This window comes from Curtobacterium sp. MMLR14_010 (genome assembly GCF_001865015.1).
GTDB lineage: Bacteria > Actinomycetota > Actinomycetes > Actinomycetales > Microbacteriaceae > Curtobacterium.
This window is the reverse complement of the sequence record NZ_MJGV01000090.1, coordinates 17,887-34,593: the sequence shown is the minus strand read 5'-3', so window position 1 is coordinate 34,593 and position 16,707 is coordinate 17,887. Positions and strand designations below refer to the sequence as shown.

The following is a 16,707-nucleotide window of genomic DNA, read 5'->3' as shown; positions in this document are numbered from 1 at the left end:
GTGGTCGACTTCGGCGAGGGCCGCGTACGCGCGGCCGTGATCGACGCAGTGGGAGATCCGGCCAGACTCTGGGACCGTTCCTCACGCGTGCACGCGTTCGAGTTGCAACACCACAGACCCCACGATGCCGGCACTCCGGTGTCGTCCCCGAGACCAGGAGGCACCATGGCCGACTACACCAAGCTCGCAGCGGAAGTCCGCACCAAGTTCGGCAAGGGCGCTGCGCGCAAGCTCCGCGCTGCCGACAAGATCCCCGCGGTCATCTACGGGCACGGCACCGAGCCGCAGCACGTGAGCCTCCCGGGCCACGAGACCATGCTGCTCGTCCGTACCGCCAACGCGGTCGTGGACCTCGACATCGAGGGCGCTGCGCAGCTCGCCCTCGTCAAGGACGTCCAGCGTGACCCGGTGCGTCAGATCATCGAGCACATCGACCTCGTCGTCCTCCGCCGTGGCGAGAAGGTCACCGTCGACGTCCCCGTCGTCATCGAGGGCGAGTCCTTCGCCGGCACGATCCACGTGCAGGACCTCAACACCGTCTCGCTGCTCGTCCTCGCGACGGACATCCCCGAGCACGTGTCGGTCGACGTCGAGGGCCTCGAGGACGGCACGCAGATCCACGCGTCGCAGCTCGAGCTCCCCGAGGGCGCCGAGCTCGAGACCGACCCCGAGGCGCTCGTCGTCGCGATCGTCACCCCGCGTGGCACCGCTGACGACGAGGCAGCCGACGAGGCCTCCGCTGAGGCGGGCGCCGAGGCCGGTGCCGAGGGCGGCTCCGCCCCGGTCGACTCCGAGTAGGCAGCACCCGTAGAGACATCTGGTCGACGCTGATGGCAGATCGTTCGTTCGTCGTGGTCGGGCTCGGGAACCCCGGGCCCGACTACGCGGGCAACCGCCACAACGTCGGCCAGATGGTCCTCGACGAACTCGCTGCCCGGATGGGCGCGACGTTCAGGAAGCACAAGACCCCGAACCAGGTCGCCGAGGGGCGGCTGGTGCCGGGTGGCCCTCGCCTGGTGCTCGCGAAGCCGGGGTCGTTCATGAACACCTCCGGGGGACCGGTCTCCTCGGTCCTCGGGTTCTACAGCGTGACGCCGGCTGACCTCATCGTCATCCACGACGAGCTCGACCTGCCGTTCGACACCGTCCGCCTCAAGGGCTCCGGCGGTCACGGCGGGCACAACGGGCTCCGCGACGTCATCAAGGCGACGAACACGAACGAGTTCGCCCGCGTGCGGGTCGGCATCGGCCGTCCCCCCGGGCGCCAGGACCCCGCCGACCACGTCCTGCGCGACTTCTCGCCGACCGAGAAGAAGACGTTGCCGAACCTGCTGGCCGACGCAGCCGACGCGGTCGAGGCCATCGTCGACCTCGGGCTGGTCGCCGCGCAGCAGCGCGTCCACGCCCCGTCCTGACGAGCGGACACCACAGCACATTCGGACGCGGCGTCCTGTCGGGCAGCTCGCCGGTCCCGGCGTTCGCTGGTCGCGCACGCCGCGACCGCTGTCGGACCTGGCCGGTACCATGTCCTGAGTGACGATCTCGGGCATCATCCCTGCGCTCTCGCGCGCCTCCGCGTTCGATCGCGTCCTCCGCGCCGCTCCTCGTGACGCCGACTTCTCGGTCGTCGACGGCCTGCGTGTGCCGCTGCTCGGCGCCCTCATGGCCGAGCGCAAGGGCCCCCAGTGCGTCCTCGTGATCACGGCCACGGGTCGTGAAGCCGAGGCAGTGCGCGGCGCCGTGTCGAGCTACCTCCCCGACGCCGAGGTCCTCGAGTTCCCCGCGTGGGAGACCCTGCCGCACGAGCGTCTCAGCCCGAGCGCGCAGACGGTCGGCACGCGCATCGCCACCCTCCGCGCCCTGCAGCGCTGGCAGGACGCCGCCGCCGCGGGAGCCGACCGCCCGACGACCGTCGTCGTCGCGAGCGTCCGCGCCGCGCTGCAGCCGATTGCCGACAACCTGACCGAGCTCAGCCCCGTGGTGCTCCGCACGGCCTCGCGCGGCAACGACCTCGCCGCCATCGCCGGGCAGCTCGTCGACCTCGCCTACGCCCGCGTCGACCTCGTCACCCGCCGCGGCGAGTTCGCCGTGCGCGGTGGCATCCTCGACGTCTTCCCGCCCACGGCCGACCACCCCGTGCGCGTCGACTTCTTCGGCGACGAGATCGACGGCATCAAGGCCTTCTCCGTCGCCGACCAGCGCTCGACCGAGGACGACCTCGACAGCGTCGAGCTGACCGCCTCGCGCGAACTCCTGCTGAGCGACGACGTCCGGCAGCGGGCACGCGAGATGCTGCACGAGTTCCCGAGCCTGTCGCAGATGCTGGCCAAGGTCGCCGAGGGCATCCCGGTCGAGGGCATGGAGTCCCTCGCCCCGGCCCTCGTCCGCAAGCTCGTGCCGATGACCACCTACCTGCCCGAGAGCGCCACCATCGCGGTGTTCTCGCCCGAGCGGGTCAGTGGTCGTGCGCACAGCCTCGCCGAGACCAACCAGGAGTTCCTGCAGGCCGCGTGGAGCGCCGCGGTTGCCGGGGCCCAGGCGCCGATCGACCTCGATGCCGGCAACTTCCTCACCGTGCCGCTGCTGAAGCGCACGCGGGGACAGCGCACCTGGTGGACGATCTCCCCGTTCGACAGCGGGCAGGACGAGCCACTCTCCGACACGGACGCCGTCGCCGAGGCCGGCGAGTACGTCCGGGTCCGCGCCGACGCCGTCCCGAGCTTCGCGGGCAGCGCCGACGGTGCCGTCGCGCACGTCAAGGCCCTCACCGACGACGGCTGGGCGGTCGTCGTCACCGCGCAGGGGCAGGGCCTCGTCGAGCGCGCCGTGCAGGTGCTCGCCGACGCCGGTGTCGCCGCTCGGATCGGTCTCGTCACCGGGCCGCCGGAGCCCGGCGTCGCGGTCGTCACCGCCGCGGTCGTCGAGCAGGGGTTCTCCATCCCCGATCCCCGCATCACGGTGCTGTCCGAGGCCGAGTTCTACGGCCGCAGTGCCCAGCAGGGTGCCCGCACCGTCAAGAAGCTCGCGAGCCGCCGCAAGAACGTCGTCGACCCGCTGCAGCTCAGGCCGGGCGACGTCGTCGTGCACGCGACGCACGGCATCGGCAAGTTCGTCGAGCTCGTCTCCCGAGAGGTCTCCAGCGGCGGCCGCAACGCGGTGAAGACGCAGCGCGAGTACCTCGTCCTCGAGTACGCACCGTCGAAGCGGGGGTACCCGGGCGACAAGCTCTTCGTCCCAACCGACCAGCTCGACCAGCTGTCCCGCTACGTCGGCGGCGAGTCCCCGAGCCTGTCGAAGATGGGCGGCAGCGACTGGTCCGCGGCGAAGAGCAAGGCGCGCAAGGCCGTCCGCGACATCGCCGTCGACCTCGTGAAGCTCTACTCGGCGCGCATGGCGTCGAAGGGCCACGCGTTCGGCCCGGACACCCCGTGGCAGCGCGAGCTCGAAGAAGCGTTCCCGTTCGCCGAGACCGCCGACCAGCTCACCACCATCGACGAGATCAAGCGCGACATGGAGCGCCCGATCCCGATGGACCGCCTGCTCTCCGGCGACGTCGGCTACGGCAAGACCGAGGTCGCGATCCGTGCGGCGTTCAAGGCCGTGCAGGACGGCAAGCAGGTCGCGATGCTCGTCCCCACCACCCTGCTGGTCCGCCAGCACATGGAGACCTTCGCGGAGCGCTTCGCCGGGTTCCCCGTGCACCTCCGCGCGCTCAGCCGGTTCCAGACCGAGAAGGAGTCCAAGGAGACCATCGCGGGCCTCGCGGACGGCACCGTCGACATCGTCATCGGCACACACCGGATCCTCTCGCAGGGCATCCAGTTCAAGGACGTCGGCCTGGTCATCATCGACGAGGAACAGCGCTTCGGCGTCGAGCACAAGGACCAGCTCAAGAAGTTCAAGACCAACGTGGACGTCCTGGCGATGTCCGCGACGCCGATCCCGCGCTCGCTCGAGATGGCCGTGACGGGCATCCGCGAGATGTCGACCCTCGCCACCCCGCCCGAGGACCGCCACCCCATCCTGACGTTCGTCGGCCCGCAGTCCGACCTGCAGGTGGCCGCGGCGATCCGGCGCGAGATGCTCCGCGAGGGCCAGGTGTTCTACGTGCACAACCGCGTGAAGGACATCCAGTCGGTCGCCTCGCACCTCGCCGAGATCGTGCCGGACGCCCGCATCGCCGTCGCCCACGGGCAGATGTCGGAGCAGGCCCTCGAGCAGGTCATGGTCGACTTCTGGGAGCGTCGCTTCGACGTCCTGGTGTCCACCACGATCATCGAGACCGGCCTCGACATCGCGAACGCGAACACGCTCATCATCGACCGCGCCGACAAGTACGGCCTGTCGCAGCTCCACCAGCTCCGCGGCCGTGTCGGTCGTGGTCGCGAGCGTGGCTACGCGTACTTCCTCTACGACGCCGACAAGCCGCTCTCCGAGACCGCGCAGGACCGCCTCGAGACCATCGCCGCCAACAACGAGCTCGGCGCTGGCATGCAGGTCGCGATGAAGGACCTCGAGATCCGCGGCGCCGGCAACCTGCTCGGCGGCGAGCAGTCCGGCCACATCGCAGGTGTCGGCTTCGACCTCTACCTCCGCATGATCGGCGAGGCCGTCTCGCAGTTCCGCGGGGACGTCGCCGAGGGGCAGACCGAGCTCCGGCTCGAGATCCCCGTCGACGCCCACATCCCCGAGGACTACGTCGAGTCCGAGCGCCTGCGTCTCGAGGCCTACCAGAAGCTCTCGGCCGCCTCGGCTCCGACGGCGCAGACGGACGCGATCGACATGGTGCTCGACGAGCTCACCGACCGCTACGGCACGCCCCCGCAGCCCGTGCAGACGTTGGTCGAGGTCTCTCGGCTCCGCCGCATGGCGCAGCAGGTCGGCCTGTCCGACGTCGTGGTCATGGGCTCGAACCTGCGCGTCGCGGGCAAGGAGCTCGCCGACTCGTCGCAGGTCCGGCTCAAGCGGATGTTCCCCGGCGCGAAGTGGTTCCCGCAGCAGAACGCGTCGAGCATCCCGGTGCCGCGCCCGCACGACCTGGCCCTGCCCGACGACGCCCTGATCCAGTGGGTCGAGAGCATCCTCACCGCGGTCTACGGTGCAGCCGCCCCCGCGGAGGCCCCGGCGGCGTAGCCGCCTGCGGTCCGGCACCGCCGTCGGACTGGAGGCTCGGTGCCAGCCCGCCCCGAGCCTCCCGTCCGGTGGGTGGTGCTGTCCGCCGCGCCCCCGTTCCCGGAGCCCGCGCGCGTTCCTGCCCCGTTCCTGCCCGTAGCCCGCGTCCCGACTCCGAACGACATCACTGTCGTCGTACGACCTCGACTTTGTCGTCCCGAGTCGGGACCGACCACGCCCCGGATCGCCGCGCTACTCCGTCGCCTCGGCCTCGGAGAGCTCGCGGCGTGCGCGGTGGTGACGTGCCTTGAGGCTGACGACCACGGCCGAGGCCACCATCGCGATCCCGGACCCGACCAGGACGGCGAGGACGCCCTCGTCGACGATCTCGTCGTTGCTCGCGAAGGCGAGTTCGTTCATGAGCAGCGACACCGTGAACCCGATGCCCCCGAGCACGCCGACCGTGACGATCGACCAGAACGACAGCGACGGACGCCCTGGCCCGCGGAACAGCCGCGTCGCGACGGCGCCGAACAGCGTGATGCCGATCACCTTGCCGACGGGCAGCGCGAGCACGACGGCCCAGAACGTGGGGGAGAGCTCGCCGATGCCGACCGCGGGGATCATCACCGCGGCCGAGGCGAACGCGAACACCGGCAGCACGATCGCGTTGGACCACGGCTCCACCCGCTCGTGCAGGGTGTGCCCGGGGCGCCGCGGCAGGACGAGCCCGAGCGCGACCCCGGCGATCGTCGCGTGGACGCCCGAGTGGTAGACGAGCCACCACGTGACCAGGCCGAGGACGACCATGCCCGCGATGAGCCAGCCCTGTCCGGACCGACCCGGCCGCAGCATCCGTCCCAGCAGCCAGAACAGCACGAGGACGACAGCCGCGCCGCCGAGCGCCAGGAAGTCGGTGTCGTGGGCGAACACCACCGCGATGATGACGATCGCGATGAGGTCGTCGAGCACCGCCAGCGCGAGCAGGAACACCCGGATCGTGGACGGCAGCCCGCGGCCGAACATCGCGAGCACCCCGAGCGCGAACGCGATGTCCGTCGCCGTCGGGATCGGCCACCCGTGCGTGTACGCGGTGCCCGCGGTCACCGCGAGGTAGACGCCAGCGGGGACGAGCACCCCGCCGACCGCGGCGATGGCGGGCACGATCGCTGTCTTCGGGTTCGCGAGCTCCCCGGCTACGAGCTCGTGCTTCAGCTCGATCGCGACGAGCAGGAAGAACACGGCGAGCAGCCCGTCGCTGATCCAGTGGGCGACGGAGAGGTCGAGCCCGACGGCGCCCCACGGAGCGTGCACGTCGAGGAGGTGTTCGAGCCCGGGTCCGGCCGGGGTGTTCGCGAGCACGAGGCCGAGGACGGCGGCGGTCAGGAGGGCGACGGCACTGAAGCGAGGGGAACGGATGAGCGCGAGCAATGGGACTCCGTGAGGGTTCGGGAAACGGTCCGTCGACCAGACTTCCCGACACGCCACGGCCAGTGTACCGAAGGCCCCTGACGCCCGCTCCGGCCCACGGGACCGGGTCGTCGGGGCGTGCGAGCATGGCCGGATGACCGCCATGGAGGACCTCGTCGCCGTCGTCGACCGCCTGCTCGCGCCCGACGGTGGCTGCGTGTGGAACCGCGCGCAGACCCACGCCTCGCTCGCCCGGTACGCGGTCGAGGAGGCCTACGAACTCGTCGACGCGATCGAGGACGGCGACCCGGTGGACCTGCGCGAGGAACTCGGGGACGTGCTGTACCAGGTCGTGCTCCACGCCGGGATCGCCGAGCACGAGGGACTCTTCGGACTCGACGAGGTGGCCGCGACCGCCCGCGACAAGATGACCCGACGGCACCCGCACGTGTTCGGGGACGAGCGCGCCGACACCGTGGAGGACGTCGTCCGCGTGTGGCGGGCGGCGAAGGCCGCCGAGAAGGCCACGCGGACGAGCGCCTTCGACGGGGTGCCGCGGGCGATGCCGCCGTTGGAGCGGGCGGTGAAGCTGTTGGAACGACTGGAGGAACGTGGGGACGCCGACACGGTCGTCGCCGCCGTCGTGGGGTCGGCTGGGGCTGGGGCTGGTGCCGGTGCTGGCGCTGGCGCTGGGGCCGGTGCGGGGCGCGTCGTGGTTGCCGGTGCCGGTGCCGGTGCCGAGGCCGGTGCCGGTCGCGCGGAGGGGGCGGGCGCCGCTGTCGTCCCGGACGACGGTGACGCGGTGGCTCCGCGTGCGGACGTGACGTGGGGCGTCGGGATGCTCGCTTCGGTCGCCGAGGCGCGGCGTGCCGGAGTCGATCCGGTTGCGAGTCTGCGTGCGGCTGCGGCGATGCTCGAGGCCGAAGGGCGCGTGGCGGACGGGGCGTGACGTCTCGGACTGTGCGCATCGCGACGACTGCGACGAGGACAGCTGGAGCGAGAAGTGCGGGCGTCCTCCTAACCCGAAAAAGGAGGACGCCCGCGAGCGGGCGCTCGGCATCGCCAGGGAGCGACGCCGGCAGGGATGCCCGCTCGAACCGCGGGGCACATTGCAGCACAGTGCCCTCGCGACCGGTTCGGTGAGTGGATCAGGCACCCGCCGAACCGAGGTTCTGAATCTAGCATATGAGCAGTTCGATTGCTCCGCAAGTCGATCGCTCGATCTGACAGGATTGAGCCATGGCGACGACCGTGACGGCACCCCGAGGCATGCGCGACTTCCTCCCCGCGGACAAGGCGCGGCGCGAGCACGTCCTCGGCGTGATCCGCGGCGTGTACGCGCGACACGGCTTCGACGAGATCGAGACCCCCGTGGTCGAGGACTCCGCCCGCCTGCACTCCGGGCTCGGTGGCGACAACGAGAAGCTCGCGTTCGGGGTGCTCCGCCGTGGGCTCACGACCGAGGACCTGCACGCTGCCGAGGCCCCGCTCGACCTCGTCGACCTCGGACTGCGCTTCGACCTGACGGTGCCGCTCGCCCGGTTCTACGCCTCGCACCGCGCCGAGCTGCCGACGGTGTTCCGCGCGGTGCAGATCGCGCCGGTCTGGCGGGCGGAGCGTCCGCAGAAGGGGCGTTACCGGCAGTTCGTGCAGTGCGACATCGACGTCCTCGGCGAGCCCGGCCAGCTCGCCGAGATCGAGCTGATCCGTGCGACGACGGCAGCGCTCGACGAGCTCGGTGTCACCGGTACCTCGATCCGCATCAACGACCGCCGTGTGCTCACCGCGATGCTCGCGTCCTGGGGCATCACCGACCCCGGAGCCGCCGAGCGTGCGCTCATCACCATCGACAAGCTCGACAAGATCGGTGCGACGGGGGTCGCGACCGAGCTCAGCGACATGCTCGGGCAGGACCTGTTCGACACGGCCGAGCTGGCGTTGACCATCGAGGAGCTGGCCCGTGCCGACTGGGACACCGCCGCCGGCGCGGACTGGCTCGACGCCGAGGCCTTCGACGACCTGCTCCGCCTCCGTGCGGCGCTGCCGGGTGTCGACCTGCGCTTCGACCCGACGCTCGTGCGCGGCATGGGGTACTACACCGGCACGATCTTCGAGGTGGCGCACCCCGACTTCGGCTACAGCCTCGGTGGTGGCGGTCGGTACGACGGGATGATCGGGCGCTTCCTCGGCCAGGACGTCCCAGCCGTCGGCTTCTCGCTCGGGTTCGAGCGACTCGTCGACCTCGTCGACCTGCCCGAGTCCGCCACGAGCGACGCCGTCGTGCTGCTGTACGACAAGGACGTCGACCCCGTCCGCCTGGCCGCGCTCAAGGGCGAGGCACTCGGTTCCCACCAGCGCGTCCGGCTCGAACGACGCACCAAGAACACGAAGAACCAGCTCGCCGGCCTGGCCGCCCAGGGGTTCGGCGCCTTCGCCACCGTGAACGCCGACACCACGACGCTGCAGGGCGTGGAGTTCCGTCCACTGGCCTGACTTGTCCACAGTGGTCACCTGGAGCGGCGGAACCGTTCACCGGTCGTCGCTAGGATCGATCCGCAAGCACCACAACCGCAACGTTTAGGGAGTACCCCGTGGCCGTGATCGATGCCGTAGGAGCACGCGAAGTCCTCGATTCCCGAGGGAACCCGACCGTCGAGGTCGAGGTCCTCCTCGACGACGGCGTCGTGTCGCGCGCGCTCGTCCCGTCCGGTGCCTCCACCGGCGCCTTCGAAGCGTACGAACTGCGCGACGGCGACAAGGCCCGCTACGGCGGCAAGGGTGTCCTCAAGGCGGTGGAAGCCGTCCTCGACGAGATCGGCCCCGCGCTCGAGGGCTTCGACGCCACCGACCAGCGCCTCGTCGACGCCGCGCTCATCGAGCTCGACGGAACCGAGAACAAGTCGCGCATCGGCGCGAACGCGATCCTCGGCGCCTCGCTCGCCGTCGCCCGTGCCGCAGCCGACTCGGCCGATCTGCCGCTGTTCCGCTACCTCGGAGGCCCGAACGCGCACACGCTGCCCGTGCCGCTGATGAACGTCGTCAACGGTGGCGCGCACGCGGACACCAACGTCGACATCCAGGAGTTCTTCCTGGTGCCCTACGGCGCCGAGAGCTTCTCCGAGGCCCTCCGCTGGGGCGTCGAGACCTACCACGCGCTCAAGGGCGAGCTGAAGAAGCAGGGTCTCGCGACCGGCCTCGGCGACGAGGGCGGCTTCGCGCCGGAGCTCGCATCGAACCGCGCCGCGCTGGACTTCCTGCTCGCCGCCATCGAGAAGGCCGGCTTCACGCCGGGCAAGGACATCGCACTCGGCCTCGACGTCGCGTCGACCGAGTTCTTCGCCGACGGCAAGTACACGTTCGAGGGCAAGCAGCTCTCGAGCCAGGAGTTCACGCAGTACTTCGTGGACCTGGCCCGTGACTACCCGCTCGCCACGATCGAGGACCCCCTCGCCGAGGACGACTGGGAGGGCTGGACCCACCTGACGGCCGAGCTCGGCGACAAGCTGCAGATCGTCGGCGACGACCTCTACGTCACGAACCCGAAGCGTCTGCAGCGGGGCATCGACGAGAAGGCCGGCAACTCGATCCTGGTGAAGGTGAACCAGATCGGCACGCTGACCGAGACCCTCGACGCCGTGTCCCTCGCGCAGCGCCACGGCATGACCGCGATCCTCTCCCACCGCTCGGGCGAGACCGAGGACACCACCATCGCCGACATCGCGGTGGCGGTCGACGGCGGCCAGATCAAGACCGGTGCCCCGGCTCGTTCGGACCGCGTCGCGAAGTACAACCAGCTCCTCCGCATCGAGGAAGAGCTCGGCGACGCCGCGGTCTACGCCGGGCGTACCGCCTTCCCGCGGTCCGCATCGCTCTGGACGCGCTGAGCTGCTGACGCGCTGAACTGCTGACGCGCTGACGTTCCACCGAGACGCTGTCCTCCACTCCGGAGGGCGGCGTCTCGTCGTTCCGTGCGACAACTGCTCGCGCAGGGCTGTGCGGGGTGGGGCTGTGTAGGGCAGGAGCCGGGGCTGGGCTGGAGCCGGGCAGGGCGCGGCGAGACGCCGGTGTCTCGGTGAGACGCCCCGAGCTTCCCGAGACGCCGCCGATTCTGGCGGCGTTTCACGGGCTCGAGGGCGTCTCACACGAAACAGGGGTGTCTCGCGCCTGAGTACGCGTCCGCTCCGCATCGAGACGGGGGCGTCTCAGGAGGACAGGGGTGTCTCGTGTCCAGACGGGGACGTCCGGCCAACAGTCGGGAGGACTGGGCCGGCGACACTGGGGCGTCTCGCACGGACGGGGGTGTGTGGGGGAGTGCGGGGAGGACGGCATCGGCGAGACGGGCCCGTTTCGCACGGACACGGGCCCGTCTCGCGCGGACAGGGGTGTCTCGCACAGACGGGGGTGTCTCGACGAGGGGCCTGCCGCGTACGCGCACGTGCACGCCGCCCGACACTGAGAGGCTGCGGGACACGCGCGCGCCGATGTGCCGAGCCTCGGCGCCCGGGTTATCGTCGGACCGTGCCCAGCCAGAAGCCCCGCGTCCGTCGCGTCCCCGTCGCGATGCCCGAGGGCTCCACGGCCGAACAGCCCTGGTACCGGTCCATCCGCTTCTCCGGCTTCAGCCTGCTCATGCTCGGGATCATCGTGCTGTTCGTGGTCGTCCTCGCGCCCTCGCTCCGGACGCTCATCCAGCAGCAGGAGCAGATCGCGCAGCAGCAGCACGAGGTCGCTGCGCAGAAGTCCGACGTCGCGCAGAAGAAGAAGGACGTCGCGCGCTGGGACGACCCCGCCTACATCGAGGCGCAGGCTCGTGACCGTCTGCTCTACGTGTACCCGGGGGAGCAGAGCTTCCTCGTGATGGGGGAGGGCTCCGGTGCTCGCCGCGACGACGCCCCCACGACGGACTCCGGCACCCCGGTGAGCTCGAGCGTGCAGACGCCGAAGGTCGACTGGGTCCAGGCGATGCTGTCGTCCGTGCTCGAGTCCGGCCTGACGACGGACACGAAGCAGGACCTCGTCGCCCCCGACGTCTCCGGCACCGGCGACACGACGAGCGCGGGCTGACCCGGCCGCAGCGGCACGGCACGCACCACCGGGACGCACCACCGGTGCGGAGCACCCCGGAACTCCGGTAGCCTCTTGTCCCCGTGACGACCCCTCCGTTCGACCCGCCGACCGAGCACGACGTGCAGGTGGTCTCGGCCCAGCTCGGCCGCCCCGCCCGTGACGTCGTCGGCATCGCCGCTCGCTGCGTCTGCGGCAACCCCACGGTCGTCGCGACGAAGCCCCGGCTGTCGAACGGCACCCCGTTCCCGACGCTGTACTACCTGTGCCACCCGGCTGCCACCGCTGCCGTCAGCACCCTCGAGGCGACCGGCGTCATGCCAGAACTCGCCTCGTTGCTCGACGACCCCGAGACGGCGGCACAGTACCGCGCCGCCCACGAGGCCTACCTCGCCGACCGCGAGTCCATCGAGCACGTCGACGAGATCGACGGCATCAGCGCTGGCGGCATGCCCGTCCGCGTGAAGTGCCTGCACGCCCTCGTCGGTCACACACTCGCAGCCGGACCCGGCGTGAACCCCATCGGCGACCTGGCGCTCGAGCGTGCCTCCTGGTCGCCCGACCGGTGCGAATGCCGGGCGTATGATGAGGGAGCAGACGCCGGAGTCGGGGCGGGTGGCGGCGAAGTCTGACCAGACTCCCGGCCAACCCTCATCACTAGGAGATCATCCCCCGTGCCCAAGATCCTCGTCGTCGGCGGCGGTTACGCCGGTTTCTACACCGCCTGGAAGCTCGAGAAGCACCTTCGCCAGGGCGAAGCCGAAGTCGTCATGGTGGACCCGCTCCCGTACATGACGTACCAGCCGTTCCTGCCCGAGGTCGCCGCCGGTTCCATCGAGCCGCGCCACGCGATCGTCTCGCACCGTCGTCACCTCAAGAAGACCCGCGTCGTCACGGCGAAGGTCACGAAGGTGGACCACGCGACCCGCACCGCCACGATCACGCCGGAGCTCGGCGAGCCGTGGGAAGAGACCTACGACCAGATCGTCGTGACCGCCGGTGCCGTCTCGCGCACGTTCCCGATCGCGGGCGTCGCGGACGAGGCGATCGGCCTCAAGACCATCGAAGAGGCCGCCGCGATCCGCGACAAGGTCCTCACCAACTTCGCCAAGGCCGCGAACCTGCCGGCCGGCCCCGCGCGTCAGCGCCTGCTGACGGTCGTCGTCGTCGGCGGTGGCTTCGCGGGCATCGAGGTCTTCGCCGAGCTGCGCTCGTTCGTCACCGACCTGCTGAAGAGCTACCCGCAGATCGCCTTCGAGGACACCCACTTCCACCTGGTCGAGGCCATGGGGCGCATCATGCCCGAGGTCTCCCTCGAGACCTCGCACTGGGTGCTCGAGAACCTCGCCCAGCGCGGTGCGACCGTGCACCTCGAGACGCAGCTCGCGTCGGCCGTCGGCGGCGTCTGCCAGCTCAAGGCCAAGGACGAGTCGATCGAGACCATCCCGTCCGACCTCATCATCTGGACCGCCGGCGTCATGGCGAACCCGATGGTGAAGGGCACCGACTTCCCGCTCGAGCCCCGCGGCCGGATCACCGTCCAGCCCGACCTGCGCATCGTCGACGAGGGCACCATCATCCCCGACGCGTGGGCCTGCGGCGACGTCGCGGCCGTCCCCGACCTCACCGGTGGTGGCGTCGGCGGCATGTGCGTCCCGAACGCCCAGCACGCGGTCCGCCAGGCCAAGCAGCTCGCCAAGAACCTCGTCGCGGTGCTCCGCAACGAGGCCACGGTCGAGTACAAGCACGAGAACCTCGGTGCAGTCGCCGGGCTCGGCGTCGGCATCGGCGTGTTCCAGTCCGGCAAGTTCGCGATGAAGGGCTTCCTCGCCTGGGGCGCGCACCGCGGCTACCACGGTCTGGCCATGCCGTCGTGGGAGCGCAAGATCCGCGTCGTGAGCGACTGGGTTGGTGGGTTCTTCCTCGGCCGCGACATCGCGTCGCTCGACGACCGCGAGACCCCGCGTGCCGCGTTCGAGGCCTGGGCCTCCCGCCCGAAGCCCGCCACCGCCGACGAGCCCAAGGCCGTCGACGCCGCAGCACCGGCCGAGGGCACCCCTGCCGGTGCCGCCGGCCCGGCGTACGCCACGCCGGCCGAGGACGTCTCCAAGGACGCCGAGCCGATCAAGGCCGACTCGAAGTAGTCCCGAGCGCAGCGACGACAGGCGGTCACCTCTCGCGGTGGCCGCCTGTCGTCGTCGCTAGGCTGATGCGACTCGCCCCCGTGGCCCAACTGGCAGAGGCACGCGACTTAAAATCGCTGAGGTGAGGGTTCGAGTCCCTCCGGGGGTACCAACGTCGGTCCATGCGGACTGGAGGCTCCACTCGCGACGTGCGGGGAGCCTCCAGCCCGTTGGTGGTCGGGACCCGACCGTCTCCGGCAACGACGAAGCGGCGCCGCCCCAAGGGGCAGCGCCGCTTCGTCGTGCAGGTCGTTGGTCAGTTCGGGTCGTTGATCAGTACAGGCGGTAGCCGGTCACCATGGGGCAGGTGAAGGGATCGCGTGCTGCGAGGCCGACCCGGTTGAGGTAGGCGACGACGATCGCGTACGACTTGCCGAGGCTGGCCTCGGTGTACGGGATGTTGTGCTTGGCGCAGTGGGCCTTCACCATCGGCTTGGCCTTGCGCAGGTTCGGGCGCGCCATGTTCGGGAACAGGTGGTGCTCCGCCTGGTGGTTCAGGCCACCGAAGAGGTGGTCGGCCCAGACCCCGCCGGTGATGTTGCGCGAGGTGCGCACCTGGCGGGAGAGGAAGTCGATGCGGGCGCCCTCGGCGATGACCGGCATGCCCTTGTGGTTCGGCGCGAACGAGCCGCCCATCATGACGCCGAACACGGCGAGCTGCACGCCGAGGAAGGCGGCGGCGACGGGGAACGGCATGAGGGTGAAGATCGCCCAGAAGTACAGGCCGAAGCGGGCGACGAGCAGGATGCCCTCGATGATGCGGTCGCGACCGGAGCCCTTGATGTGCTGGCCGGTGACGAGTGCACGGACGCCGAGGAAGTGCAGGTTCGCGCCCTCCATCGTGAGGAGCGGGAAGAACGCCCAGCCCTGCACGCGGGTGAGTGCGCGGAGCAGGCCGCGGCGCTGGGCGGCGTCCTCCTCGATGAAGGAGACCGTGTCCTGCGCGATGTCCGGGTCCTTGCCGATGGTGTTCGGGTTGCCGTGGTGGCGGTTGTGCTTGTTCATCCACCACGTGTACGACAGGCCGACGATGAAGGTGCCGAGGATGCGGCCGGCGTTGTCGTTCCACTTGCGCGAGGCGAAGACCTGGCGGTGTGCGGCCTCGTGCGACAGGAACGCGAACTGCGTGAAGAGCGCCCCGAGCACGGCGGCCGGGATGAGCTGGAACCACGAGCCACCGAGCATCGCGACGGCGACGAAGCACGCTGCGACGAGGGCGACCAGCACGGCGAAGACGGTCCAGTAGAAGCCGACACGGCGTTCCAGGAGCCCGGCTGCGCGGACCTCTTCGAGGAGGTCCTTGTACGTGGACGTGCCGGAGGCGGCGCCCGGCGTGCGGGGAGTGGTGGGTCGGTACAGGGTCGATGAAGACATGGGCTGCTTCCATCAGGAACAGCCCTTCGGCCGTACTCTCGAGTTCCCGCGTGTGCGGTTGCTAGGAAACCTAGGGGTCGAACCTGGACAGCGACCGTCAAGGGCGAGGCGGTTCCGCGTGATGTGGTCATCCGGGTCGGGACCCCTCGTGGCGACGTCGGGAGGGCCGTCGGCGCAGGCCCCGGTCCTCGCTACCATGCAGGTGTGGTCGGACTGGGCAGCGCACTGGCGAACCTCCGTGGCGTCCTCCGGCAGCCCGAGGCGCACGTCGAGACGATCGACGGCGAGTCCGTCCCCGTCGGCATGCTCCTCGGCACCCTCGGGGCCCTGCTGCTCGACGCCGGCAGCTCCGTCACCGACGTCCGGTCCGCCCTCGAGAAGGCACGCGCGGCCGCAGGCATCGGCCCCGGACTCGCCGTCGGGGTGCTGCCCGCACTCGTGATCGTCAGCGAGACCGCGACGGGCTCGGCGACGATCGTCAACGCCGAGGGCATCGAGCTCTCGTTCCGGCAGGCGGCGCGGGCGAACCGGCTGGTCCTCGGGCTCGAGAGCGGGTCGATCGCCCTCGCCGAGATCCCGGCGCGTGTCCGGGCCATCCGCGCGAACACCCGTCCACCGGCACCGCTGCCGTGGATCGCCGGGAACGCCCTGACCGCCGCCGGGCTCGCCGTCGTCTTCCGCTGCCCGTGGTGGGCCGTCCTGGTCGTGCTCGGCGTGGGCGCGGTCGTCGGGGTCATCGGGCTGCTGCTCCGCCGGTTCCGCGAGGCCGTCGCCGTCGTGCCGTTCCTCGCCGCGTTCGTGTCGACCGCGGTCGTCGGGCTCGTCGCCGCCGGCACCGGCTTCGACCACGTCCCGCTCTTCGCCGTGTGTGCCCCCGTCGCCGTGTTCGTGCCGGGCGCGCTCATCACGAACGCGCTCCTCGAGCTCACCGCCGCCGACATCGTGACCGGGTCGGCGCGGCTGATGCAGGGGCTCATCATGCTCGGGTTCATGGCCGCCGGGATCGCCGCGGGCAGCGCCGTCACCGGCCTGCGGGTCGACCCGCGGTCCGCTGCGCTCGTGGGGCAGGTCGCCGGCGTCGGGACCGACCGAGCCGGGTGGGAGTCGGTGCCCGCCTACTGGTTGTCGTGGGTGGCCGTCGCGGTGCTCGCGGTCGGCATCGGCCTGGTGTTCGGCGCCGGGTGGAAGCTCACGGCCGCCTCGATCGTGGTCATGATCGGGGCGTACGCGCTCGTGTCCGGGCTGGCGCCGCTCGTGGGGAGCGTCGTCGCGACGGGTACCGCGGCGGCCGTGCTGTTCGTCGCCACCCGTGGACTGGAGCGGCTGGTGCCGGTGATCCCGGCGACGGTGTCGTTCCTGCCGGCGTTCCTGCTGCTCGTGCCGGGCACCGTCGGGCTGGTCGCCGTGGCCACCGCCGACCCGCAGTCCCTGGCGACGCCCCTCGCGACCTTCGTCAGCCTGTGCGTCGGCACGAAGATCGGTGGCCTGCTGCCGGGCCTGTTCGCCCGCACGGCCCCCACGCACTGACGGCGCGCACGCGCACGCGCCCCCCCCCCCCCCCCCC

12 protein-coding genes and 1 tRNA gene are annotated in these 16,707 nt (G+C 70.9%); 11 read left to right on the top strand and 2 right to left on the bottom strand.

Annotated features, from left to right (window positions below; all coding sequences use genetic code 11):
* Positions 1-165: 165 nt before the first annotated feature.
* From BIU98_RS17230 to mfd, 3 genes are all read left to right on the top strand, one after another.
* Positions 166-798, top strand: a complete 633-nt coding sequence (locus BIU98_RS17230) for a 50S ribosomal protein L25/general stress protein Ctc (protein ID WP_071279312.1) — start codon at positions 166-168, stop codon at positions 796-798.
* A gap of 32 nt (positions 799-830) precedes the next feature.
* Positions 831-1,415, top strand: coding sequence for an aminoacyl-tRNA hydrolase (gene pth, locus BIU98_RS17225; protein WP_071279309.1), 585 nt, complete (start codon positions 831-833; stop codon positions 1,413-1,415).
* Positions 1,416-1,533: 118 nt separating this feature from the next.
* Positions 1,534-5,133, top strand: coding sequence for a transcription-repair coupling factor (gene mfd / locus BIU98_RS17220; protein ID WP_071279307.1), 3,600 nt, complete (start codon positions 1,534-1,536; stop codon positions 5,131-5,133).
* Between the two features lie 231 nt (positions 5,134-5,364).
* Here the strand turns inward: mfd and nhaA are convergent, their stop codons facing one another.
* Complete coding sequence (gene nhaA, locus BIU98_RS17215; protein ID WP_071279304.1) at positions 5,365-6,543, bottom strand: Na+/H+ antiporter NhaA; 1,179 nt, start codon at positions 6,541-6,543, stop codon at positions 5,365-5,367.
* A 133-nt stretch (positions 6,544-6,676) separates the two neighbouring features.
* Between nhaA and BIU98_RS17210 the strand changes: the two genes are divergently transcribed.
* From BIU98_RS17210 to BIU98_RS17180, 7 genes are all read left to right on the top strand, one after another.
* Positions 6,677-7,471 (top strand): MazG family protein, encoded by a 795-nt coding sequence (locus BIU98_RS17210; protein WP_071279301.1) that lies wholly within the window; start codon positions 6,677-6,679, stop codon positions 7,469-7,471.
* A 290-nt stretch (positions 7,472-7,761) separates the two neighbouring features.
* Positions 7,762-9,015, top strand: a complete 1,254-nt coding sequence (hisS, locus tag BIU98_RS17205) for a histidine--tRNA ligase (RefSeq protein WP_071279298.1) — start codon at positions 7,762-7,764, stop codon at positions 9,013-9,015.
* A gap of 98 nt (positions 9,016-9,113) precedes the next feature.
* Positions 9,114-10,406 (top strand): phosphopyruvate hydratase, encoded by a 1,293-nt coding sequence (gene eno / locus BIU98_RS17200; RefSeq protein WP_071279296.1) that lies wholly within the window; start codon positions 9,114-9,116, stop codon positions 10,404-10,406.
* A 634-nt stretch (positions 10,407-11,040) separates the two neighbouring features.
* Positions 11,041-11,586: a septum formation initiator family protein gene (locus tag BIU98_RS17195; RefSeq protein ID WP_083393358.1), complete on the top strand. Its 546-nt coding sequence runs from the start codon at positions 11,041-11,043 to the stop codon at positions 11,584-11,586.
* Positions 11,587-11,669: 83 nt separating this feature from the next.
* Positions 11,670-12,218: a DUF501 domain-containing protein gene (locus BIU98_RS17190; RefSeq protein ID WP_071279293.1), complete on the top strand. Its 549-nt coding sequence runs from the start codon at positions 11,670-11,672 to the stop codon at positions 12,216-12,218.
* A 42-nt stretch (positions 12,219-12,260) separates the two neighbouring features.
* Positions 12,261-13,730, top strand: a complete 1,470-nt coding sequence (locus tag BIU98_RS17185; protein WP_071279290.1) for an NAD(P)/FAD-dependent oxidoreductase — start codon at positions 12,261-12,263, stop codon at positions 13,728-13,730.
* Between the two features lie 74 nt (positions 13,731-13,804).
* Positions 13,805-13,881, top strand: a tRNA-Leu gene (locus tag BIU98_RS17180).
* 161 nt (positions 13,882-14,042) lie between these two features.
* Here the strand turns inward: BIU98_RS17180 and BIU98_RS17175 are convergent.
* A complete protein-coding gene (locus BIU98_RS17175) occupies positions 14,043-15,143 on the bottom strand; it encodes a fatty acid desaturase (protein ID WP_071279288.1) in 1,101 nt (366 codons plus the stop codon).
* Positions 15,144-15,347: 204 nt separating this feature from the next.
* On the opposite strand from BIU98_RS17175, the gene BIU98_RS17170 reads away from it, so the two are divergent.
* Positions 15,348-16,670 carry a threonine/serine exporter family protein gene (locus BIU98_RS17170; RefSeq protein ID WP_175481412.1) on the top strand — a complete coding sequence of 441 codons (1,323 nt, stop codon included), beginning with the start codon at positions 15,348-15,350 and terminating at the stop codon, positions 16,668-16,670.
* Positions 16,671-16,707: the final 37 nt, after the last annotated feature.